Below are 21,802 nucleotides of genomic sequence, written 5' to 3' on the forward strand. Positions count from 1 at the left end.
CACCCGGACGACACCCCCCGGCCGACCACAAAACCCCAGGTCAAGTGTGATGCACGTCACCCATTCGGCCCACACCCCGATTTGGATCACACCCCCGAATGTGCTTTAATTGTCATGTCGCAAGGGGAGGGCAACCCCCGACCGGCACCCCGGACCGACCGGCCCGGGAAACCCCTTCACGAAGGAGAGCACCACCATGGCGAAGACCGCCACCACCCCCGTCCCCGTGTGGGACATGGTCGACACGGCCCGCCTCACGGCCGAGGCCGCCGACGTCGTCCCCGCCGCCGAACTCGTCGAGTCCGTCCGCGCGAACGGCATCGCGGACCCGCTCTACGTCACGCTGGCCGCCGGGGGCGCCATGCGGGTCATCGACGGCCGCCAGCGCCTTGCCGCCGCCGTCGCCGCCAACCTTCCCTCGGTGCCCGTCACTTTCCGGCCCGTGATCCGTACCTCCCTGCTGGCCGCCCACCCCGGCAACGTGCGCCAGGATCTGAAGGTGGGCAAGGCTTTGCTGTTGAGCGTCCGGGCCGACGGCATCCGCACCGCGCTGATCGTCACCCAGCACGATGGCGCATGGCGGGTCGTCGACGGCCACCGGCGCCTTGCCGCCGCCATCGCCGAGAAGCTCACCCACGTGCCCTACACCGTCGACCAGCGCGACGAGGCCGGGCAGATGCTCGACATGGTCACCACCGCCCGCCACCGCGAGGGGCTCACCGAGACCGAGGAGGCCGCCGCCCTCTTCGCGGCCGCCGAGCTCGGAGCGACGCCCAAGCGTCTGGCGGCCGCCGCCGGTCTTACCCAGGTCGAGGCCAAGCGCCGCGCCCGCATCGGCGGGTCCGCAGCCGTCCGCCAGGCCGGGGCCGTCGACACCCGCTACACCCTGACCATGGACCACATGGCCAAGTTGGCCGAGCTGGAGGCCATCGACCCCGAGGCCGCCGCCACCATCGCGGCCAGGGTCCAGGACAACCCCGACGACGACCACCGCTGGCACATCGAACGCGCCCTGAACCGCGCCCAGGACGCCGCCGCCGCCGAGGAGCACCGCGCCGAGCTGGAGAGCCAGGGAGCCGCCATCCGCACCCTGGACGAGCTGTCCGAGCGCGCGCAGCCCCTAGCCCGCCTCCCGATCTCCAGGGAGGAGCACGCCACATGCCAGGGCGCCGTATGGGTCCTGGAGACCGGTGACAGCGAGTACACCCGCTACTGCACCAACCCCCCGCTCTACGGCCACCCCGCGCCCACCTCCCCCAACCAGGCCCCCGTTGACAAGGAGGCCGCGCGGAAGGCCCGCCGGGCGATCATCGACGGGAACAAGGACTGGGACGCCGCCCAGACGATCCGGCGCGAGTGGATCGCCGATCTCCTCGGGCGCAAGCGCCACGCCAAGGCGACGAACGACATCTTCATGTCGATCATGGCGCGGGAGCTTTTCTCGCAGTCCGATGTGCTGGCCCGCTACAACGGCGTGCGCGGGGTGGCCGGTGAATGGCTCGGAGTCAAGGACGACCGCGACGCCCTGATGAAGCGGACCCAGACCGCCACCCGAAACCCCGTCAACATGTTCGCCGTTCTCGCTGCCTGCTACGAGGACGCGACCCCCCGCCACGCGTGGCGGACGGACGGTGACTACGCCGAGCGTGACTGGCACTACACCGTTCGCCCCCAGACCCGCCGCTGGCTGAGCTGGCTGGTCGAACTCGGGTACGAGCCCACCCCCATTGAGCAGGCCATCATTGACGCCACCGACTACACCGGCGGAGGCACTCAGCTCACCTGACCACCACCCCCGGGGCCGGACCACCCGGCCCCGGGGCCCCGCCCCGGCCCAGTACACCCCCGCGTGGCCCCGCCCGCCGGGCGGGCCGCGCATCGCCGCAGGTCAAACCGACCGCACGTCACCCGTCCGGCGTGCGTGCCGATTTGAACCGCACCCCCGAATGTGCTTTAATTGTCATGTCGCAAGGGGAGGGCAACCCCCGAGCGGCGCCCCGGGCCGACCGGCCCGGAGAATCCCCTTCACGCAGGAGTCAGAATGAGGAACATCGCCGACGCCATGGGCGCCGACGCCGCCGCGCACGTCGACCTGATCGACATGGTCGTGTCCGGGCCGCTCCGCCGGGTCGAGGCGCTGCCGGGTGGCGGATGGGTCATCACCCCGCAGACCGGCCGCCCGCTGCTGCTGACGGACGCCGACCAGGCCCGCGCCTACATCACCCGCACCGCCGAGGGCGGCGCCCGCGACCTCTCCCCGGTCCGGCCCCCCGCCCCGCTCGCGCCGGTCGCCGAGGGCGTCCCCGAGGGGTGCGGGTGCGCCCCCGCCGCCCCCGACGACCACCTGCCCTTCCAGGCGCGGGCCGACCTGATGCAGGCCCGCGCCATCACCGCCGCCCTCGGAGACCTCGGAGTCGTTCCCGCCCGCCGGGCCGCCGCATGGGACGAGACCCACCAGGCCGCCGCCGTCCGCGTCACCAGCTCCCACGGCCTGTACGCGCTCCACATCCCGCCGGTGCACCGGCAGTTCGCCGTGTACCGCAACGGGCGCCGGGACGGAGTCCTTCCGGCCCGCCGCGTCCCCGCTTACCGGGACTCCATGGTGGCCACCCTGCTGGCCGCCTACCTGCGCGACCGCGCCGCACTCTGACCCGCCCCGCCCGGACGAGGGGCGGAGGGCAACCCGCCCCCGTCCGGGCCCAACCCCCCCCTTCACACACGAGGAGTCCGACGTGACCCAGACCCAGACCCGGACCGAGCCACAGGCCGAGCCCGAGACTCGCCAGCTCACCCCCTACGAGGCAGTCCGCGCCGCCGCCGCCGTCATCCGCATGCGCGGCTACTACCAGCCGCTTAGCCGCATGTGGGAGGAGCAGGTACCCACCGCGATGGACGTCACCAGCCACGTCTACGGATGGGAGCCCATCGAGCGCGGCGACCGCGCCCGCATCGACCGCGCCGCCGCCGAACTCCCGCCCGGCACCGTCGAGGAGGTCCTGGCCTGGTGCCTCACGCCGCCCGCGCAGCCGCACCGGTTCCGGACCGCTCTCGCCCGCGCCGCCGCCGCCGAGCACGTCCAGGAGCGCGACATTCCCCTGATCGCGGCCGGAGTCGGCGCGTGGCGCCAGATGCGCCGCCGCGCCAACTACGCCACCCAGGCCGAGAGGGACCGCTCCCTGTCCACCCACCAGGGCGAGCCCGGCGAGCGGCTGGCCCGACGCCTCACCGTCGCCAACATCACCGCCCAGCCCCCCCGCGCCTACGGCTACGTCACGCAGGAGCGATTCCTGATCAAGCTGCGCGACCAGCACGGCCACGTGTACGTCTGGCCCGCCCAGCCCAAGGACCCCGGCACCCTCCCCCAGCAGGGACAGACCATCGACGCCCGCGCCACCGTCACCCGCCACGAGACCTACCGCGAGACCGCACAGACATGGGTCAAGCAGCTCCGTTGGAAGCCCGCCGCCAAGTAACCGCCCCCCGGCCCGAGTAGGGCGAAGCCTTCCCGGGCGACCGGCCCGGGAAGGCCCCGCCAGACGCGGCGCGGCGAATTGAACCACACCCCCGAATGTGCTTTAATTGTCATGTCGTAAGGGGAGGGCAACCCCCGAGCGGCGCCCCGGGCCGACCGGCCCGGGACCCCCCTTCACCCAGGAGCAGAACCGTGGACACCCACCAGCATCACGCCGCACTCGTCATCGGAGACGGCGGCCGCGACCTGATCGGCCGTACCTACGTCGACTACACCGACATCCGGGGCGAGCGCTGCATGGAGTGCTGGCTGATCAACGGCATGGGGCCCGAGCCGCTCGGATGCCTCCAGGCCGCCAGCCTGCCCCTCACCATCGGCACCCTGGTACAGACGCTCCCCGCCCCGCGCTGGCACCGCGTCCCCGCCCGTACCGGAGTGGTCGTACTCGCCACCTCCACCATGGCTGTGGTGTGGATGTGGTCGATCGGCCACCCGGACCCCGAGCGCACGCTTTTCACGGTCGCGGCCCACGAAGTGACGCCCATGCTCACCACCCTGGAACAGCTCCCCGAGCTCACCTACGGCTCTCTGTACCGCGTCACCGAGTCCGCGCACGACACCACGCACCGTGGACTGCTCAGCCCGCTGCTCCACCGCCTGAACACCGGCCCGCAGCAGTAGAACCCACCCCGCCCGGACGGGGGCGGAGGGCAACCCACCCCCGTCCGGGCCCAACCCCCTTCACACCCAAGGAGAAGCGCGATGCCTACCACCCCACTGCCCTACAGGCTCGGGACGCTGGACGCCCGGGGTCGCCGACCCGTGATCATCGGAGAGAACACCGTCATCGGCTACGCCTCCAGGTGGCACCGGGAGTGGGACACCGAGTCCACCGCCGGATTCCACCGCGTCGGCCGCCCCGAAGTCGGCAAGCAGGGCGCCGACCGTGCCGCCGCCTACCTGATCGCGGAGTACGCCGCAGGCCGGATCACCCCGATCACGCCCGAGGCCGCCGACACCGAGGCCCCCGCCCACGGCCCGGTCCCGCTCCTGGACCCCCGCATGCCCAGCACCCGCACCAACCGCGCCCGTGCCCTGGACGTGTGGGCGGCCGCCGACCGGTTCCTGTGGCTCCCCCGTACCGGATTCCCCGGATCGGACAACCACTGGTCACTCACCTGTCTCCTGCGCTGCCAGCCCGGGGGCCGCTACTGGACCGGCCCCCGCTACTGGAGCCACCTGCGCGGCCGCAACAGCAACCCGCCCTCCCCGCACCGACACCCGGGATGCCTCAGCGAAACCGAGGTACGCCGACTCATCCCCGCCTACGGCCCCGGCAAGACCGGCTGACCACCCCGCAGAACCCGGCCCCGGGCAGTGCCCGGGGCCGGGCCCCACCGGCGGAGGCAACCCGCCATCCCCCTTCACTCCCAGGAGCAGCACCATGTACGACGCCCACGAGGCCGACCAGCGAGCCATCCCCGCCATCCCCGGCCAGCGCCCCGCCGCACCCCGCGAGAACTGGAACACCGCGCGGGCCGCCGTCCCCCGCCAGCAGCCGCCCGCCGCCGAGTAGCGATTCGAGGCCGGCGACCGGGTGCAACCCGACGCCGGCGCGGGCGGGAAAAGGACACCCCTACGGGGTGGCGCCACAGCCCGGCGCGTTCACCACCGCGTCCCGGGTCCGGCCGCAGACGGCCGGACCCGGGACGCGGCGGGCGCCGGGCCCGTACGCGCGGGAAGTCGACACCCCACGCCAAAGATGCTTTAATTGTCATGTCGTCGCATTGGCTCGGGTGCGGGCGGGCCCGTCACCCGGACCCGCACTCACCCCGGCGTAGTACAGCACCGGACCGGAACCACCACATCCACACCCACGCATGACGACGCCCGGCGGACAATGGGCAACCGCCGCCGGGCGTCAAATGCCCCCTTCACAGGAGCTCCCTCATGGTAGACGACCGCGGAACGACCCCCGGCAACCAGCGTCCCGCCCCTGCCGACACCGTTTTTCTCCGCCCCGGCAACCCGTTCGGCATCGACCCGCGCACCCCTCTGATCATCGCCAACGAGGAATACGGGGTGTACGAGCTCAACCACCAGGAGCACCACCCCGCCTACCAGGACTGGGCCGCCGCCGCCGAGCTCGCCGATTTCGCCACGATCGTCCGCATCACCGCCGACGGCATTACGAGCAGCTGGACACCAGCACCGTGACCTCTCCCAGGAGCACCCGCCCATGAGCACCGCCCCCCGACTCAGCACCCGCGCCGAGCTCGCGGCCCGACATGGCCTCAGCATGCGCACCCTCGCCCGCCTCTGGGCCGACAGGGACACCAACGACCACCCCGCACCCCTCCCGGACACCTCCCCCATGCAATGGGACTCCGCCGAATGGGCCCGCTGGTTCGACCAGTTGCCGCCCGGCACGGGAACGGGAACCGGCACCGCGACCGCGACGCCCCCCGACGTCCCGCCGGCGGGCAACCCCGCCGACCTCATCGGCCCGGCCGAGTTCGCCCGCATCCTCGGACTCAAAAGCCCTTCATGGGTGACCCGGTGCGCTCACAACCCGCCGCACGGATTCCCGGCCCCGGACGACTGGGCCGATCCCGTCGCACGCCGGGGCCCCAAATGGCGCCGGGGCCGGGTCGAGGCGTACCGCGACGAGCGGCCCGGAATCGCCATCGCCCGCCCCGGCCGTCCCCGAGCCACCACCACGACCACCCCGTACGCGGACGACCCCCGACTCACCCTCGCCCGCCAGGCCCTCACCGACCACCCCGGCACGGCCGCCGGCCGCATCGCCGTACGCCTTTCCGAGGACCACCCCGACACCGGCGTACGGACATGGCAACGCATTCTCAAGGCCGCCAAGGACACCCGATCCGGCCCCGACACCGCTCACCGCAGCTGACACTCGCCCGCCGCCCCGGCCTAGGCCCGGCGGTCTCGGACCCACTCAGAAACAGGAAGAAGCGAGACATCGTGCCCCACCTCCACCGCGCACACCTCTACTTCAGCGTCGACCAGAACGCGTGGAAGGTCGAAGTGCTGCGCGACCTTGACCCGGATGACGACGACCCGGAGTTTGGGCCCGAAGTCGACGAGGACGCAGACCCGGTCACCACGCTGGACACCGGCCATGAGGAGGCGACGCCGCATCACGTCGTCACGGAGACAGCCACCATCGCTCTGACCTCCGCAAACTGGTCCCTCCAGGGGGACTGGCAACCGGGATACGGCGAGTGGACCGTGCCGGTCAGCGCCATCGATACCGCCCGACAGGTCGCCTGGACCATGTGGCTGGCGACCAGCGAGGCCCTGAACCTCATCCCGCCCGGCACCACCGATACCACCGGCGACCAGCTTCACTACGCGCTCCAGAGCGGACTCTCCCTGCCCGCCGTATACGCGGCCGGGGCCCGAATCATCGACGACATGGCCGAGGACCTCACCCGCATCTACGGGACGGACACCTTCACCGACATCCTGCGCATTCTCCGGCAGTCGCGACCGAAAGACAGCGTCATCGCCGAGATCGCGACCCGTCTCGACGCCGGCGAGCCCGGGGCCGTTGCCACCTGGTTCGAGGAACGGCGCACAGCGATCGACAGGAACGAGGCACTCGAAGAGCTGATGGGCAGCTTGCAACACGTGGCGGTGCTGATGTCCATTTCGGTGGACAAGGCGAGCGCCGAGCCCGGGTTTGCGGCCCGAACCTTCGCGCACAGTCGATGGCCTCTCAGCAACGTGGTCCGCTGACCGCGTCAACGTCAGAGTTCAATAGCTGAACATCGGTCAAAACTCCCTACACCGCCGCTAATCGCCCGAAGAGGCGTAGGCGGAGGGGAAAAAAATCAAAATGACGGCGTGTTTTGGCCCGAGTGTGAATCACACTCGGGCCAAAACAGGCTACGATCTTGCTATGGCAGTACGAGGACATGCGCAGCAGGGACGAACGGGGCAGTCAGACCCCACCAAGAACGTCCGAGCGCAAGCACTGCTGCCCCCGGGCGACCCCGTCCGTACGGCATATGACGACCTGGTAGCCCGAATGGGTATCAGCGGAGCCGAAGTGATCCGGCGGGCGCTCCTCGCCCTCTGGCAAGCCGAGACCGGCTCTACGGCAGCCCTCCAGGAGGCCCAGACGAATTGAGGGGGACAGCGGTCCCCGTCCGGACTTCCTACCCGCGACGTACCGCCCAGCCCCGCGCCATATCGGGTCCTCAGCTCCCTGGTTCCTACGCCTGTACTGAGGCACCCGATCCCGAACAGATGAGCAGATGAAGCGCCGTTCGCCGGTTTCCTAGGCCGACGGCTGGGGCCTTTCTGCGCCCTGAAATAGCACCGAGGCGGATCCCATCGTACCAAGCCGCCGCGGTGGCGGTACCCCCATGTCTCGATCCGGTGTGTCTACGCCGGGCCTCTCTGTCGACACCGCCGCCGCGCTTCACCACAGCGACCAGCAGTTTCCGCAGGTCAGGGGCTTGCCCCAGGCATGCCGCACGTCGGCTTTTTATCGACAAGGCGACGCTTTTCGGGCTGCTCATCACACCCCCGTCTACGAGGGGGCATTCACCACGCGCGCCCAGCAGGAGCGCGCGGAGGCGCGCCGTACCCTGCGGGCTTTTCTGACTATCTACCCGGAGCGTCGGATCCGTGCGGCGGCTGGAAGGCCCGGCAAATGGGTCAATGAGTACCCCTCGAACGTCGAGCGCGCCGAGGAGCTCGGCGGATACCTGCCCCATCGGGGCATGGACATGGACCGGCCTGTGGCCGCTCACCTCGGACTCAAGCGGTGGCATTTGAAGGGCCGCCCCTCCTCCTATCGGTTCATCACTTTCGACCTGGATTCCAAGGTCAAGGGCCCTGCCCAAGTCGCCGCCGACCGCGCCCTGTTGACCGATGCGCTTCGGTCCGTGGGGATCGAGCCGGTGCCCGCCGCGTCCGGCTCGCCGGGCGGAATCCACCTGTGGACCGGGTGCGCCAGCTACGTGCGGCCCGAGACCGTCTACCGGATCAACGCCGCTGCTCAGATGCTGTGCCCCTCCCTGGACGGCGCGCCCCTGAGCAACGCCAAAGACGGGCTGGTACGCCCGCCCGGCGCCGCGCACCGGAACGGCGGATACAGCCGCCTCCTGGACCACACCCCCGCAGAGATGGTCAGGCTGCTGGGGCCGGATTCCCCCCCCGTCCACGCGTTCGAAGGACTCGCCGCACGGCTGGAGTCGCTCGCTGCTGCGCGGCCCGTCGAGCCCGTGGACGTCGAGCCCGTGGACGTCGAGCCCGTGGACGTCGAGCCCGTGGACGTCGAGCCCGTGGACGTCGAGCCCGTGGAGTCGGTCACGGGCCAGGGAGGCAAGCGGGTCCCTCCGTCCATCGCGGCACGCGGCGCGCGTGTGCGTCCGGTGACCACCTGCGCGGCCGGGCGCCCGCGGATCGACGTGCCCCGGCGGCCGCTCGGCGACCGGGCCCTACGCGGTCTGAGGCGCCGTCTCGGGCTCGGTGACGACCACTCAGCGGCCAAGCACGCTCCGGCCCGGTCCATGGCGCTGGCCGGATGGACCGAGGCCGAGGCCCTCGGGGTGGTCCTGGACGAGCAGACGTCACCGGCGATGGAGTGGCTGCGCAGCGAGCGCCAGGCCGACGGCACCCGCCGCCGGCGGACGAAGGAGGAGACCGCCGCACTGTGGTCACGGGTGTGGTGGCTCGCGGTCGAGGACGCGGCCCGGATGCCCCGCCGCCCCGAGGACAGCGGCCGCATCCTCGGCAGCGGGGCGGTGGGGGACCTGTACCGCCGCATGGCGGCCGCCGGTCCGGCCCGCTGGGCACGCCAGTCCGGCCCCGCCGATGCTGCGGTGCTGTACGCCGTCGCGTACGTGATGGAGGAATCCGGCAGCACCGACGTGAGCGCCAACGTCCGCCGCATCGGGGTACTGGCCGGGTACACCGCTCAGACCGCCTCACAAGCCCTCTGGAGACTGGAGAGGGACGGCTGGATCACCTTCACCGCCGAGGCGGAGCGCAGGGCAGGGAAAGCGCGGCGCGTGGCTCTCGCCACCGGGCACGAATGCCCGACGCACCGTCACCACCGATGCGCCGTATACGCCGTCGATGCAGGTCATACGGGGTCTGACAGAAGAGGAACGCCCCCCCGCCCCGCCCCCCCCGCTCTCTCTCCTGACCAGCTGCGCGAGATGATCGCCCACCAGCAGGCCGACGTCTGGGACTCCCTCGGGCACCACACGGCTCGTACGCTCTGGGCGGCACGGACGCTCCAGAGCCCCAATGTCGCCGAGCTCGCAGCTGTGACGGGGTACTCGCACTGGACGACGAGGCGCCACCTGGACCAGCTCGGCGCCCTGAACCTGGTAACCCCCAGCGGATCCAGGGAGATCCGCACAGAGGTGACGCTGCACCAGGCAGGGCAGGAGACCGGCACTCTCGGACGTATCGCGGGCATGGCTGCCACAGCTCGGGTGGCTCAGGCCGTGCATGTCTGGTGGTGCGCGGAGGTGGAGTACCGCTCGCTGCCCTACAAGGCCCGCCCTCCGCGCCCCTCCTGCGATCAGGCAGTGATCACCGGCATGGACCCGAGCGGCCGCGAGTACCCCCGTGACGAGGCAGGCCGCCCCGACCACGCCCGAGCCCACGGCATCGAGGCAGAGCGCATCCAGGCGGACCGGCTCTTCGCCCACGCCCACCAGCTCACCCGCGCCGGCGACGTCGTCGACCCGGTCCGGCTGGACGCCTCAGTAGCCGACCCGGCCCACCCGAGCCGAGGACGCCGGGCGGCGCTCGCCGGGCGGCACATCTGCCCCCGGTGCTCGGCAGCTCCCGGCGAGCGCTGCACGACCCCCCGCGGACGCCACGCCGCCCGCTACCACCGAGCCCGCCGGGACGAGGCACACGCGGCACTCAAGTCCGCGCAGGTCGCCAGCAGGTGAGCCCCCGTCACGCGTCAGGGTAATGCGTGACAAGAGGGCGATCCGTAACGCGTCACCGTGACGCGTTATGAGAGAGTGACCCGTAACGCGTCACCGTGACGCGTTATGAGAGCGGGTCCTGTCACACATCACCGTGACGCGTGACGGGAAGAGCAGGGAGAGGGTGCCGACGATGACGACGAAGGCCCGGCGGTCGTGCGTACGTGCGGGATGCAGCAGGAAACTCCCGCGCGACGCGGGCCCCCTGGCGAGGTACTGCACGGCCGCGTGTCGACAGCGTGAGTACAGGGCCCGCAATGGACAGCGCGGGTACGCGGCGGGGTGGGAGCACACGGCCACGTGCCAGCGGGAGTCCTGCGGGGCCCAGTTCACTTACCCGATGGCGCGCGAGGGGCACTACCGCATGTACTGCTCGGAAGCGTGCAAGTCCGGTGCCTACAGGGATCGCCGCCGCGAGGAACGGCAGGCCCGCCAGGCGGAAGAGGAGGCACGGCGCAGGCGTCAGGAGCGCGAGCGCCAGGAGGAGGCACGGCGCAGGCGTCAGGAGCGCGAGCGCCAGGAGGAGGCACGGCGCAGGCGTCAGGAGCGCGAGCGCCAGGAGGAAGAAGGAGCCCGCAGTTGGCGGGAGTGGGGCGGAGGATCAGCGACGGCCGAGGCCCGGCGGGTTCTCTTCGAGCTCGCCGGCCTGACGGACGACGGGCGTACGACGCTGAAAGCCGCTCACCGGAGGGCACTGAAGCAGTGGCATCCGGATGTGTGCCGGTCAGCGGACTCGAAGAGGCAGTACGCGCGCCTGGATCGCGCGGTCAAGACTCTGGAGGACGCGGGGCTGATGTAACGGGCCCGCAGCAACAGCCAGGAGGCGAGCGACGTGGGGCCGCAGGGGCAACCCGCAGCCTTACGTACTGCTGGACGGGTCAGCGGATGTACTTGCTGGAGACCCACCCGGTCCGGCCGTGCAGAGCCCCGTTCAGGACGTAAACGCGCAGCCAGGGGCCGTCGTTGGCCCCGCATTTGACCTCCAGGCCGTCACCCAAGGACGGAAAGGGCGAACGGGTGTCGCATTACTGGAATACTAGAAACGGTATTCCAGTAATGCTAAGTTGATGGCATGACAGAGACCACCACGCCTACCGGCGCGGAGCCGCCCGCCGACGAGCGGCACCGCGTCGAGCACCAGGCCGACGGCGCCGACAGCCCGGCGGCCGCCGCCGAGGCCCGCACCGAACTCCCGGGGACGGCCGCCGCACGGAGCTCCCGCACTCCGGTCCCGGCCCGGATTCCGTGCCGCGGCCGCTCGTACGGCACCATCAGGAGCCGTAGCCCGCAGTCCGCGACCCCGTCCCGGCTCAGGCCGTCCCAGCGCCCCGGCAGAGCCCCCCGCAGTCCTGCCGCCCTCACCAGGAAGGCCCTGCCCGTGCCCTACTACCGACGTCCCCTCAGCCGCAGGGGTGCCCGATGACCACGCTCGAAATCGGCGACGAGATCCAGGACGAGGGCTCCGACGAGGAAGCGGCCCCCTACGGCTACTGGCCCACACCGTGTGCGAACTGCGGGCAGTCCATCCCCCGGGTGAAGCCGGCCGGGGCCGGGCGGCCGCCGGAGTACTGCAACAGCTCGTGCCAGAACGAGCGCAAGGCGGCGCGCGCACGGGAGCGCAACACCCCCGGTCTGCCGGGGCAGATCACCCGCGCTGAGGAGACGGTTACCCGCATGGAGCAGGTGGCCGCAGACCTGCGGGCGGAGTTGGGAAAGCTCAGCAGCCCGGAGGGGATCGAGGCCCGGTTGGCTGCCGCGCGCGCGGCGAATGCCAGCGAGGTGGCGCAGGCCAACCAGACCGCTGCCGAGGCCGGTGCCGAGGCGGCCGCCGCACGGGCCGAGGCTCAGCAGGCCCACGCCGACCGGGAAGCCGCCGAGGCGGCCGCCGCGCGAGACCGTACCGCCCGCCAGGAGGCCGACGAGCACCGGGAGACGGCCGAGGAGCGGGCCCGCGCCGCCGTGCGCGTGGAGAAACTCGCGCGTGCCGATGCGGAACGGGCCCGCTCCGACGCCGAGAAGGCCACCGCCGCGCGGACCCGCGCCGAGGAGCGCGCCGAGGAGGCGGCCCGGGCCGCTGCCGAGGCGGAGGCCGCCCGCACCGAGGCCACCGGCCAGCGCGACCGGGCCAGGGAGGAGGCCGCCGCCGCGCGGGCCCGCGCCGAGGAGGCCGAGCGCTCCCGGGACCGCGCCCAGGCCCGCGCCGAGGAGGCCGAGCGCTCCCGGGCAGTCGCGGAGCGCGCCCACGAGCAAGCGGACCGGGACCGCTCCGCAGCAGTGGCCCGCGCCGAGGAGGCCGCCGCCGCGCAGGCCCGCGCTGAGAAGATCGCGACGACCGCCGTGCGGGAGAAGCAGGAGATTGCCCAGGGGTACGCCGACGCGATGTCTGCGGTCCGGGAAGCGCAGCGCGAGCGCGACGCGGCCCGTGCCGAGACCACCGAGGACAACCGTCGGCGGGTTGCCGCAGAGAAGCGGGCAGAGCTCGCCGAGGAGAAGAGAGACCAGGCCGACGCCCGCGCCGACCGGGCCGAGGCACGGGCCGAGAAACTTGTTGCTGCTGCGGAGGAGCTCGCATCAAAGGCGGTGGCCGCACGTGACCGGCTGGCCGAGGAGCTGCGGCGGTACGGCCAGGAGATCGACGAGTTGCGCGAGGAGCTCAGGCAGGAGCGGGGTGCCAAGGGGCGCCCCGCCACCAGTCCCCGTCCCGTTGACGGAACGCCCGAGCAGGTCCCGGGCCAGATTGCCGCATTCGGCGAAGACGCCGACCAGTAAGGCACAGAGGGCCGTTCTCCGCGCCAGCGGAGGTGAAGCCCTGCCGGAATGGCGGGACTTACGCCAGCAATTCGACGCCGCACCGCGACCAGGTACGGCATTCACCGAGGAGACATCCATGACCGAGATGCGTGTACTCGAATCGACGTACGACAGCATTAGCGGCGAACTCACCCCCGAGGCTGCCGAGGAGCTCGCAGAGCTGGCCCGTCGCGGAACCCCCGCACGGGAGAGCTACAGCGTCGACGAGCAGTCTGACCAGCGGGACCAAGAGATTTCGCTCCGTAGCTACAAGACGCCGGAGGGGGCAACCCGCTGGGCTGTCGTCTACGACTCCGAGGACAACCGTGCGGTGTCCGACGCCGCCGACCGTGACGTGGCGGAGGCCGCCTATGAGGCCGAGGTCAGGGGCTTGGCGGGGTGTGCCGGGCCCGATAGCCCGTGGTGGGGGACCACCGACGTAGAGAGCGTGGACGAGGCCCGCTACTCCGTCACCGTCGATTACCGGACCGCCGGCGAGTGGACGGACGCCGAGGAGTACAGCGGACAGCTGGGGAGCGACCTCCAGCTGAGCAGGGCCAAAGTCGACCACGCCGACCTCACCCGCCTGGACGGGGCGGGCAAGGTCATCGCCGATGCCCTCCGCGTATGGGTCGAGTACGACAACCAGTCCAAGGGCGGTGAGTGCCTCGTGGACGCCTTGAGGGTGACCGTGTGCGGCACGACCAAGGGCGGCCCGTTCGAGGGCACCTACCAGCTGGAGTTGGCCGAGCCGCGGCCCGAGTGAGGCGGCCCCGCCACGGGAAGCCCGTCCCGCAGTGACGGCAGGTCTCTCCGGGTGGTCCTCTGCCCGGGGAGACCTGACGTGCCGTTCAACCGCTGATCAGCACCTACGCTGGAAGGTTCCCCCCATGACGACGAGTCCCCCCGCCTACAACCTCTTGATCCAACCGTGGATCCCGGTTGCCGACACCTCCACCGGCGCCCGGTCCGTGGTCGGGATCGCCGAGGCACTCACCCTTGCCCACCAGCTGCGGCTGGACCTGACGCGCGGCCGCATCGAGCACATCGCGGTGCTGAGGCTACTGGCCGCCGTCTACGACGCGGCTGCCGGTCCGTCCTCCACCACCGAGTGGGACGCGACCTACACCGCCCCCGAACTCCCCGCGGCCCGCATCGCCGCCTACCTTGACCGGTGGGCCGACAAATTCGACCTTTTCGGGGCCGCGCACCCGTTCGGCCAGTGCGGACACCTCACGGAGCCGAACCGCACGAGTCACGCTCTTGACCCCGCCTCCTTCGGCGGCGCCGGCATCACGCATTTCGCCCACCAGCTGCGCGGCGCGGCCCCGCCCCTGGACGCGGCGACGGCCGCGACCGCCCTCCTGGTGCTCCAGCTCTGGAGCCCCGGAGGCATTCAGAGCGCCCACCCCACCGACCCCCGCGCCCGCAACGGCAAGCTCTACGGGAGCAAAACGGGGCCCCTCGGAACGGCGACCCACCTCTACCTCACCCACCACGACGCCACTCTCAAGGACCAACTACTTCTCAATCTGCCACCGCAGCCGCGGATCCCCGGCGATGCCCCGGCTTGGGAACGGCCCTGCCCGCCCGCCGCTGGCCAGGAGCGCGATCCGGCCGGACGCCTGGACTACCTGACGTGGCCCACCCGCCGCCTACGACTCGACGCCGACACCAAGGGCCGCGTGACCGGTCTAGCCGTTCTCGATGGTGACCGCACGAACCCCCGCGCCGCCGCCCTTGCCCACGACCCGATGGCGGCCCACACCGAAACGGGCGCGCAGCTCCCCCTCCACGACAGAGACCGCCTCCTCATGCCATGGGCGGCCGCCACCATGCTCGACACCGGCACGAGCCCCGCTCTCGCCCACGTCCTCGGCGCGGCCGAACGCGGCGCCCTCCCGCCCGGCCTCCACCTCCACGCCCACTGCACCGGCACGGCCCACACCACTGTCCACCTCTCCGCGATCTCCGACATTGCTCACCAGAGCACCCCCCTGGGGCCCGTCTCCACCCTTGCCACCCCCGCTGGCCGGACCCGGCTCGCCAACGCGGCGCGGCTCGCGGGCAGCCTCCAGAGGGTTCTTGACACGCAGATGAAGGCTGCCCGCAGGGCGAGTTCCGGCCTACTCCCCCGGGGCTTCACCCTTGCCACCGACCCGTCTCTAGACGGTGCCTGGCACCGGCTTGCCACCAGCCCCGGCCACGACCTCACCCAGTGGGCCGCCGCATTGGCGGACGCGGCGGAGAGGACCGGGGCACGGTTCTCCGTCGCCGGGCCCTCGGCCGCCGCGCGATTCCATGTCTCGTTTGACCGTGCCGTTCAGCAGCACCTTGCCGCCCACCTGGTCCGGCCCGAGGGCGCGGCCGACTAGGAGGCCGGTACGTACAGCAGGCCTGCCGGGAGGTCAGGATGCTCGCCCCACGAGATCAGATCGTCCTCATACCGGGCCATGGCCCGGGAGCCGGGCGCGAACCGGGCCCCGCGTTCCATCACGTGCCGGGGCACCCCTGATCTTTGCCAGCTGCGAATGCGCCCGCGGCGCATCGAGTGCCCAGACCACCGGGGCACCGAGCGCCGCACCCGGCGCTGCTGCCGCCGCCGCTCGGCGCGTACCCGCTCCCGGTCCTCCTCGGTCTCTGCGGCCGCCAGGAGCCGGGAGAGCTCCCGCGTCGACAGCAGCAGCCGCTCCTCTGGGGTGTAGGCCCGTACGAGACCGGCCGCGAGGGCACACCGCGCGATCAAATTACGGATGGTCCGGTCACCGATGCCGCCCGCTCGCCGCGGGTCCGCCGGCGGCCGCCCCGCCATTGTCAGCTTCCCCTTCTTGACCCGGCGGAGGAACGGCCCGCGCTGGACGGAGAAGGCGTCGAGGACCTGTACCCATTCCCGGCACGCGGTGACCGGGCACGTGGGGTGATCCTGTGCCAGGAGGCGCACGGTGTCGCGGGACCGTCCGTACGGATTCGTTTTGCTCCGGCGGACCGTGACCACCATCGCATCGCGGTCGACGAGTTCACCGGTGGCCGGGTCGAGGAGCCGCACCGTGCACAACTGGACGTCGTCCACGTCCAGCTGTGCGGGCTCGGACGCCCGCCCCGCCATGTACCAGTCCAGGGCGAGCGCGCACGCGTCGCGTCGGCCCTCCACCGTCGTCCGGTCCAGGGTCGCGAGCATCGCGGCCAGGTCCTCACGGCTGCACTCCGCCGCCTGGATCACGTCGGCCGTCCGGTCGGGATCCGTGGCCGCCTCAGTGCTGCGGTGGCGGATGACCGCCGCGACGTATGAGCGGTCCTCGGCGTCGAGCGGGTACCCCGCCAGGTCGAGCGCCGCGGCTACCGGCGAGACATAGGCCGCGATCGTCTCCGCCCCGTGGCCCCGGTCCGCGAGGTATCCGGCCCAGTCCGGCACCGTGCCCGGATCCGTCGCGATCCGCCCGTGTTCCCGGCACCAGGCAGCGAACAGGCCTGTCCGGGACCGTTGCGCGCGCTCGGTGTTGGCCGGCCGCGACTCCCTGACGCGCCGGGCGGTGGTCGCCGCCAAGGTTCGGCCCGAGGGAGTCCGCACCCGGGGACGCCGCGACGTCGGCGCCCCGGCGCCGCCCCCGTCGACGGGGGCGGCGCCGGGGCGCCCGTTCGTAAAGCTGTTCATTTCCCTTGGATGCCCAGATCGTCGGTGGTGATCACGAGGCCCGGATAGGCGGTGTCCACCACGAATTCGTGTTCCTTCCGGTTGTTGTTCTCGCACAGCAGCGCGGCGGGCGGGGCGGTGAGGCGGTAGAGCGCGCCGGGCGGCCGCGAGTGGGAGCCGGCCGCGTACTGAACGGCGGTCGCCCGGTCCGTGGTCCAGGACCAGTCTGCCCGCCGTTCCGGCACCGAGCCCCGCCACAGCTCGACCGGCTCAGCCGGCCTCGGCACCCGGACCCCGTCGCGGGTGTACCCCGCCAGGCCGAAGAACGCGCGCCACCGGTCGTGGCCCAGGGCCGAATCAGGGAATTCCGCCCGCGACCAGATTCCCCCGATGTAGGCCGCGATGGTTTCCCCGCCGATCAGGCCGCCGTCGACCGCGTCCCAGAGCAGGAACGGGCCCGCGATCCGCCCGCCCCAGCCCAGCACCGTTCCGAACTGCCCGGCGTCCCACCGGTCACCGGCCAGCGCCGCATCCGTGACCGTGGTGAAAGCGTGTCCTTCGACGTCCACCGGCCCGGGACCGGAGGGCAGTTGCAGACTGACCGCGTTCACCGGTGGCCGCCCTGAGGGACGTCGGCCGCACGATTCCAGCCCGACTCTGCGATGGCGTAGAGCTCGGGATCGTCGCAAAGCGCCTCCTGGAAAGCCCGCGCGAACCGTTCGGCCGTACCGGTCAGCAGCGGGTCGACGTCCGGGTGGGCCGCCATCAGTTGCAGGGCCGTCATCAGCGTCCACGCAAGGCGCCGTGTCATTGACACCTCGGCCAGCGGCAGGCTCTCCCACCGGGCAAAGGCCGCGGCGAAGAGCCGCGCGGTTTCCGCCTCTGTGCTGGTCCTGCCCGCCCCGAGGGTCCAGCCTTCCTCGGCGACGGCGTGCAGCTCGGGCACATCGCACACCGCCGCCTGAAACTGCCGCCCGACGTCCCGGATGTCCTCGGCCAGCTGCCCCCCGTCAAACGCCGGAGATCCCGCCGCCTTCTGGGTCAGCACGAGGACCAGCCACGCATCCTGGCGCTTCATGCTCAGCTGTACCGGTGGCAGGTCCGCCCACCGGGCGTAGGCGTCCCTGAGGACCTGTACGCCGGCCGCGTCCCGCGCGGTCATGTCGTCCTGCGTCATTCTGTGCTCTCGCCTTCCTGCTGGTTCTGGTCGATCAGAGCGGGCAACGCTGCCGCGTGCCTGTACAGCGCGTCCCCGGACCCGTTCCGCGTCTCCCACACCAGCCGGAGGAATTCCCCCACCGGGTCGAGGCGGCCGACCAGGACGACCGGGGCAGCCCTCCGGGCGCCGCCAGACGGACAGTCCTAGGCTCGGTCACCGGTCGGCCACCCTCTCGGGCCGGGCGGTCGTGAGCTCCAGCAGGGGCCGGGACGGCTCGACAGGTGGCAGCGCGAGCGCCCGCGGCCGCCCCTCGGGCAGCGCCGATACATCGGGCTCGGCCGGTGGTAGAACCGCGGGCCGGGACGTACCCGGCCGGGCGAGTGCCCGGCGGGGCTTCTCCGGCGGGGCCGCAGCGACGGCCCGCGCGGGCCGGGCGGACGCGACGTTCCGGGCCGTTGCCTGCCGCCGCTCAGGGACAGACTTGCGCGAGGCCCCGCCCGTGACGCCCGTACGGGGCCCCCCGGGGAGCGGGGCGGACCGTACGGCGATCGTCCCGACCACGGCCGCGTCGTTCGCGGGACTCACCTCCACCCAGGCCCAGGGCCCCACACGCTCGGGCGCGTACCCGAGCTCGGCGAGCGCGGCGGTCCGCTCGGCCACCGACGGCCCCGGCCCCGGCGGGAAGGTGTGGGCCGGATGCCGCGCGGGGGCCACGCCCGGCAGACTGACCCACAGGCGCCAACCCGACTTCTCGGCGCGGAGGTACGCGGCTTTCTGCCCGCTCATGCTCCCAGCTCCTCGGGCCGTTGACGTCGGCGCCGGGCCGGTGTCTCGGTGACCGGTGTACTCATGATCATTTCCTCCGTGAAGGGGGGATTGGGAGCCGAATCGGCGTGACGCGATCGTATCGCTTGATCACGTAGCGTGTTTACCGATTTCGCCAACATATCGGTAAACAGAGCGTCGTGCAGGAATTCTTGACACTCCCACATGCCGCAAAGATTCCTGCTATACATGACTCATGACAAGTAATCAGACGACGTCGTTCCCCCGGATCCTCACCGACGAGGAGTACGACCGCGCCTACGACGCCCTGCGCGACAACGGGCAGCGTCTCGGCTACCAGATCAGCCACACCGCCACGGCTGAAATGGTCTTCCACGTGCTCGCCTCGGTCGGCGTCTTCCTGCCCGCGCCCACCCCGGACACCGACACATGCACCGCCCTGTACCTGCCGCACGACCCCGACGAGTACGGCGCGGAACTGCTGGGCGAGTGGCAGCAGTGCGAGGACGAGCCCGGCCACGAAGGCACCTTCCACGAGAGCGGAAACACGGGCTGGCCCGAGGGAGCCGCCGGCTCGGTACCCGCCCGCACGGCCGACGAGAAGACGTCGTGACACCGCGCCGTTCCGGACTGCCCGAACAGAGTCTTCAGGAGCCCCGAGTTCTGGCCCGCCCCGTACTCGCCCGCACCATTCCCGAGGAGACATTGCGATCATCGGCCGCCACACCGACGCCAAGGGCCCCGGACTTCTCATGACGTGGATTCACGAGGACGACACCCCGGGCGCGACCCGGCACGCCGGGTATCTACTGGCACGGCTCGCCGACGGCACCATTCCGACGTACCGCGTCGGCAAACTCCTTGCTGAACGGACCTTCGCCGACTCCTGGGACGGCGACGGCGGATGGTGGCAAGGACCCGACCAGGGCCGCCCCGACGAACAGCCCGCCCAACTGGTCCCCGCATGCGAGTGCGGCTGGTACGGGCCCGACCTCCCCTACGACATCGAGGGCGGCCACACCACCCCGCCGCCCTACGGAGGCCAGCCCATGCGCGACGCGGGCAGCCGGGCCGCTATGCAGGTGTGGCGCGACCACGCGGCCGCCGCCCTCACCTCCACCGGCCCCGCCCCCGCTCGCCAGCAGCTTGCCCAGCTCGGCGGCACGCTCGCCGAGCTCGCCGACGAGCGCCCCCGCGCCGCCCTTACTCTCATCCGACAGATGCGTGAAATCGCGGCGCTAATCGAACCGCTGGCCATCGCCGGGGCCCTGCGCCATCACATCACCTGGGACACCATCGGGTCCGACCTCAGGCAGACCCGCCAGGCCGTTAACGGTCGTTACAGAAAGCCCTCGGCTGACCTCTCCGCCCGAGTCAACCGCCTCACTGGAACCACCGTCGAGACTCTGCTCACCCGTCCCCGGAAATCCGGCAGTCCCCCGCCGGGAATCCGCAAGGCGCGGGAGGAAATCCGCTCGCTCCTCCTCGAACCGGCCCCCACGGACGACGAGAGCGCCACCGCCACCGACCAGACCGCGTAGCAGCGACCGGGCGGCCCTCCGGTCCAGTACGCCGGAGGGCCGCCCGTTCCCCGTCCACTCCCAGCCCCGTTGACAGGAAACCCATCGCAGAGAGGACAGCCGTGCCGAAGACCACCAAGACCAAGCGCACGAAAACCGTGCCGCCCCCGGCCCAGCCTGCCGAGACCTACCGCGGATGCCCGGTCTACACCGGAGGCCAGGACCAGGCCGCCGGCCGCAGGCTCACCCCTGGCCAGAAAGTCCGCGCCTACCTGCGCTACTGGACCCAGTACGACGGCCACATGATGATTGATCTCTACCACCTGGACGACACCCGGGCCACCCGGCCACTGTCCCCACGGCAGCAGGCCCAGAAGACTGCCCGCCGCACCTGCGTTCTGTGCAGCACCGTGGCCCCGGACCCGCTGCCCGAGTACGACGCCCGACGCCGGGCATGGCTGACTGTCTCCGGCCGGGTCTGCCCCCGGTGCGAGCACGCCGCCCGCGACCGGCACGCCCGGACCTGCCAGCGATGCGGCTCCGAGTTTCAGGACCGCGCCAGCGTGCACTACGACACCTGCGACGCCTGCATCGCAGTCCGCGACCAGGGCCAGGAGCTCGCGTACCGGCTCACCCGCCGCCACTGCCCGGACTGCTGCACCCAGACCGCCACCCGCGAGGAGATCGAGGCCGCCGACGCCGCCGACAGCTTCGGCCGAGCGTTCGGCTACCCCCGCACCTGCGAACCCTGCCAGGACGAGCGCCGCCGCCAGGCCGAGGAGGCCGAGCGACGGGCCGAGCGGGACCGGTGGGACGAGCTCGGCCCGGTCCGGCAGTGGGCCCGCGGCATCATGGCCGCCCCGCACCTCTACGCCATCGTGGACACCGAGACCACCGGACTCGATCTGAGCGCCAAGATCGTCGAGATCAGCGTCACGGACGGGGCCGGGACCGTGCTCCTGGACACCCTCGTGAATCCCGGTGTCCCCATTCCCGAGGACGCCCAGGCCATCCACGGCATCAGCGACGACGACGTGCACCAGGCCCCGGATTTCTGGACCGTGCTCCCGCGCCTCACCGAGGCACTGCGCGGCCGCCGCATCGTCATCTACAACCGGGACTACGACTCCCGGGTACTGGCCTACGAACTGAACCGGTACCACCGTACGCACACCCCCACCCTGCCCGGGATCCCGCTGCCCGAGTACGAGCAGCACCCCGCCGCCGTCGAGTGGATGAACGCCCAGCACTGGGACCAGTGCGCCATGTTGGCGTACGCCGTGCACGTGGGTGATTGGTCGGACTACTGGGGCGGTTGGAAGTGGCAGCGGCTCGGAGGCGGTCACCGGGCGCTTGGTGACTGCCGCACCGTCGTCGAGCGAATTCGAGAGATTGCCGAGCGCCCCGACCCTGTCTAGCCAAGGCTGGTATGTGCCTTGCGTTTTGAGAGGGCTT

Annotated in this window: 22 protein-coding genes; 18 read left to right on the forward strand and 4 right to left on the reverse strand. The window is 71.7% G+C overall.

The window, feature by feature from the left end; all coding sequences use genetic code 11:
* Window positions 1-196: 196 nt before the first annotated feature.
* The 15 genes from ACWC97_RS33450 to casA all read left to right on the forward strand — a co-directional run bounded on the left by ACWC97_RS33450 (window position 197) and on the right by casA (window position 15,626).
* Window positions 197-1,786 carry a ParB N-terminal domain-containing protein gene (locus ACWC97_RS33450; protein WP_450653539.1) on the forward strand — a complete coding sequence of 530 codons (1,590 nt, stop codon included), beginning with the start codon at window positions 197-199 and terminating at the stop codon, window positions 1,784-1,786.
* 255 nt (window positions 1,787-2,041) lie between these two features.
* Entirely contained in the window at window positions 2,042-2,650 is a 609-nt protein-coding gene (locus ACWC97_RS33455; protein ID WP_450653541.1) for a hypothetical protein, read from the forward strand.
* An 82-nt stretch (window positions 2,651-2,732) separates the two neighbouring features.
* Complete coding sequence (locus tag ACWC97_RS33460) at window positions 2,733-3,473, forward strand: hypothetical protein (protein ID WP_450653543.1); 741 nt, start codon at window positions 2,733-2,735, stop codon at window positions 3,471-3,473.
* Window positions 3,474-3,664: 191 nt separating this feature from the next.
* Window positions 3,665-4,153, forward strand: coding sequence for a hypothetical protein (locus ACWC97_RS33465; protein WP_450653545.1), 489 nt, complete (start codon window positions 3,665-3,667; stop codon window positions 4,151-4,153).
* A gap of 81 nt (window positions 4,154-4,234) precedes the next feature.
* The gene (locus ACWC97_RS33470; protein ID WP_450653547.1) at window positions 4,235-4,822 is read left to right on the forward strand and encodes a hypothetical protein; all 588 of its coding nucleotides are present in this window, start codon (window positions 4,235-4,237) and stop codon (window positions 4,820-4,822) included.
* Window positions 4,823-4,916: 94 nt separating this feature from the next.
* The gene (locus ACWC97_RS33475; protein ID WP_450653549.1) at window positions 4,917-5,048 is read left to right on the forward strand and encodes a hypothetical protein; all 132 of its coding nucleotides are present in this window, start codon (window positions 4,917-4,919) and stop codon (window positions 5,046-5,048) included.
* A gap of 374 nt (window positions 5,049-5,422) precedes the next feature.
* Complete coding sequence (locus ACWC97_RS33480; RefSeq protein WP_450653550.1) at window positions 5,423-5,689, forward strand: DUF6211 family protein; 267 nt, start codon at window positions 5,423-5,425, stop codon at window positions 5,687-5,689.
* 22 nt (window positions 5,690-5,711) lie between these two features.
* Window positions 5,712-6,389: a hypothetical protein gene (locus ACWC97_RS33485; protein WP_450653552.1), complete on the forward strand. Its 678-nt coding sequence runs from the start codon at window positions 5,712-5,714 to the stop codon at window positions 6,387-6,389.
* 71 nt (window positions 6,390-6,460) lie between these two features.
* Window positions 6,461-7,237, forward strand: coding sequence for a hypothetical protein (locus ACWC97_RS33490; protein WP_450653554.1), 777 nt, complete (start codon window positions 6,461-6,463; stop codon window positions 7,235-7,237).
* A 1,010-nt stretch (window positions 7,238-8,247) separates the two neighbouring features.
* Complete coding sequence (locus tag ACWC97_RS33495; RefSeq protein ID WP_450653556.1) at window positions 8,248-10,422, forward strand: hypothetical protein; 2,175 nt, start codon at window positions 8,248-8,250, stop codon at window positions 10,420-10,422.
* A gap of 379 nt (window positions 10,423-10,801) precedes the next feature.
* Window positions 10,802-11,260 (forward strand): J domain-containing protein, encoded by a 459-nt coding sequence (locus ACWC97_RS33500; protein ID WP_450653558.1) that lies wholly within the window; start codon window positions 10,802-10,804, stop codon window positions 11,258-11,260.
* A gap of 273 nt (window positions 11,261-11,533) precedes the next feature.
* On the forward strand, window positions 11,534-11,884 hold the full coding sequence (locus tag ACWC97_RS33505) for a hypothetical protein (protein WP_450653560.1): 351 nt from the start codon (window positions 11,534-11,536) through the stop codon (window positions 11,882-11,884).
* Window positions 11,881-13,230: a hypothetical protein gene (locus ACWC97_RS33510; protein ID WP_450653562.1), complete on the forward strand. Its 1,350-nt coding sequence runs from the start codon at window positions 11,881-11,883 to the stop codon at window positions 13,228-13,230. The genes ACWC97_RS33505 and ACWC97_RS33510 overlap by 4 nt, the downstream gene beginning before the upstream one ends.
* 118 nt (window positions 13,231-13,348) lie before the next feature.
* Window positions 13,349-14,017, forward strand: a complete 669-nt coding sequence (locus tag ACWC97_RS33515; protein WP_450653564.1) for a hypothetical protein — start codon at window positions 13,349-13,351, stop codon at window positions 14,015-14,017.
* Between the two features lie 124 nt (window positions 14,018-14,141).
* Window positions 14,142-15,626 (forward strand): type I-E CRISPR-associated protein Cse1/CasA, encoded by a 1,485-nt coding sequence (gene casA / locus ACWC97_RS33520; RefSeq protein ID WP_450653566.1) that lies wholly within the window; start codon window positions 14,142-14,144, stop codon window positions 15,624-15,626.
* Here casA and ACWC97_RS33525 read toward each other — a convergent pair.
* The 4 genes from ACWC97_RS33525 to ACWC97_RS33540 form a co-directional block, all read right to left on the reverse strand.
* Entirely contained in the window at window positions 15,623-16,663 is a 1,041-nt protein-coding gene (locus tag ACWC97_RS33525) for a hypothetical protein (RefSeq protein ID WP_450653568.1), read from the reverse strand. The genes casA and ACWC97_RS33525 overlap by 4 nt on opposite strands.
* A 236-nt stretch (window positions 16,664-16,899) precedes the next feature.
* Entirely contained in the window at window positions 16,900-17,493 is a 594-nt protein-coding gene (locus tag ACWC97_RS33530; protein WP_450653570.1) for a hypothetical protein, read from the reverse strand.
* Complete coding sequence (locus tag ACWC97_RS33535; protein ID WP_450653572.1) at window positions 17,490-18,059, reverse strand: hypothetical protein; 570 nt, start codon at window positions 18,057-18,059, stop codon at window positions 17,490-17,492. The genes ACWC97_RS33530 and ACWC97_RS33535 overlap by 4 nt, the downstream gene beginning before the upstream one ends.
* A 195-nt stretch (window positions 18,060-18,254) precedes the next feature.
* Complete coding sequence (locus ACWC97_RS33540) at window positions 18,255-18,827, reverse strand: DUF6303 family protein (protein WP_450653574.1); 573 nt, start codon at window positions 18,825-18,827, stop codon at window positions 18,255-18,257.
* Window positions 18,828-19,062: 235 nt separating this feature from the next.
* On the opposite strand from ACWC97_RS33540, the gene ACWC97_RS33545 reads away from it, so the two are divergent.
* The 3 genes from ACWC97_RS33545 to ACWC97_RS33555 all read left to right on the forward strand — a co-directional run bounded on the left by ACWC97_RS33545 (window position 19,063) and on the right by ACWC97_RS33555 (window position 21,765).
* On the forward strand, window positions 19,063-19,440 hold the full coding sequence (locus tag ACWC97_RS33545) for a hypothetical protein (protein WP_450653576.1): 378 nt from the start codon (window positions 19,063-19,065) through the stop codon (window positions 19,438-19,440).
* A gap of 139 nt (window positions 19,441-19,579) precedes the next feature.
* Window positions 19,580-20,368 carry a hypothetical protein gene (locus ACWC97_RS33550; protein WP_450653578.1) on the forward strand — a complete coding sequence of 263 codons (789 nt, stop codon included), beginning with the start codon at window positions 19,580-19,582 and terminating at the stop codon, window positions 20,366-20,368.
* A gap of 101 nt (window positions 20,369-20,469) precedes the next feature.
* Window positions 20,470-21,765, forward strand: a complete 1,296-nt coding sequence (locus ACWC97_RS33555; protein WP_450653580.1) for a 3'-5' exonuclease — start codon at window positions 20,470-20,472, stop codon at window positions 21,763-21,765.
* Window positions 21,766-21,802: the final 37 nt, after the last annotated feature.

Source organism: Streptomyces sp. NPDC001108, assembly GCF_053598535.1.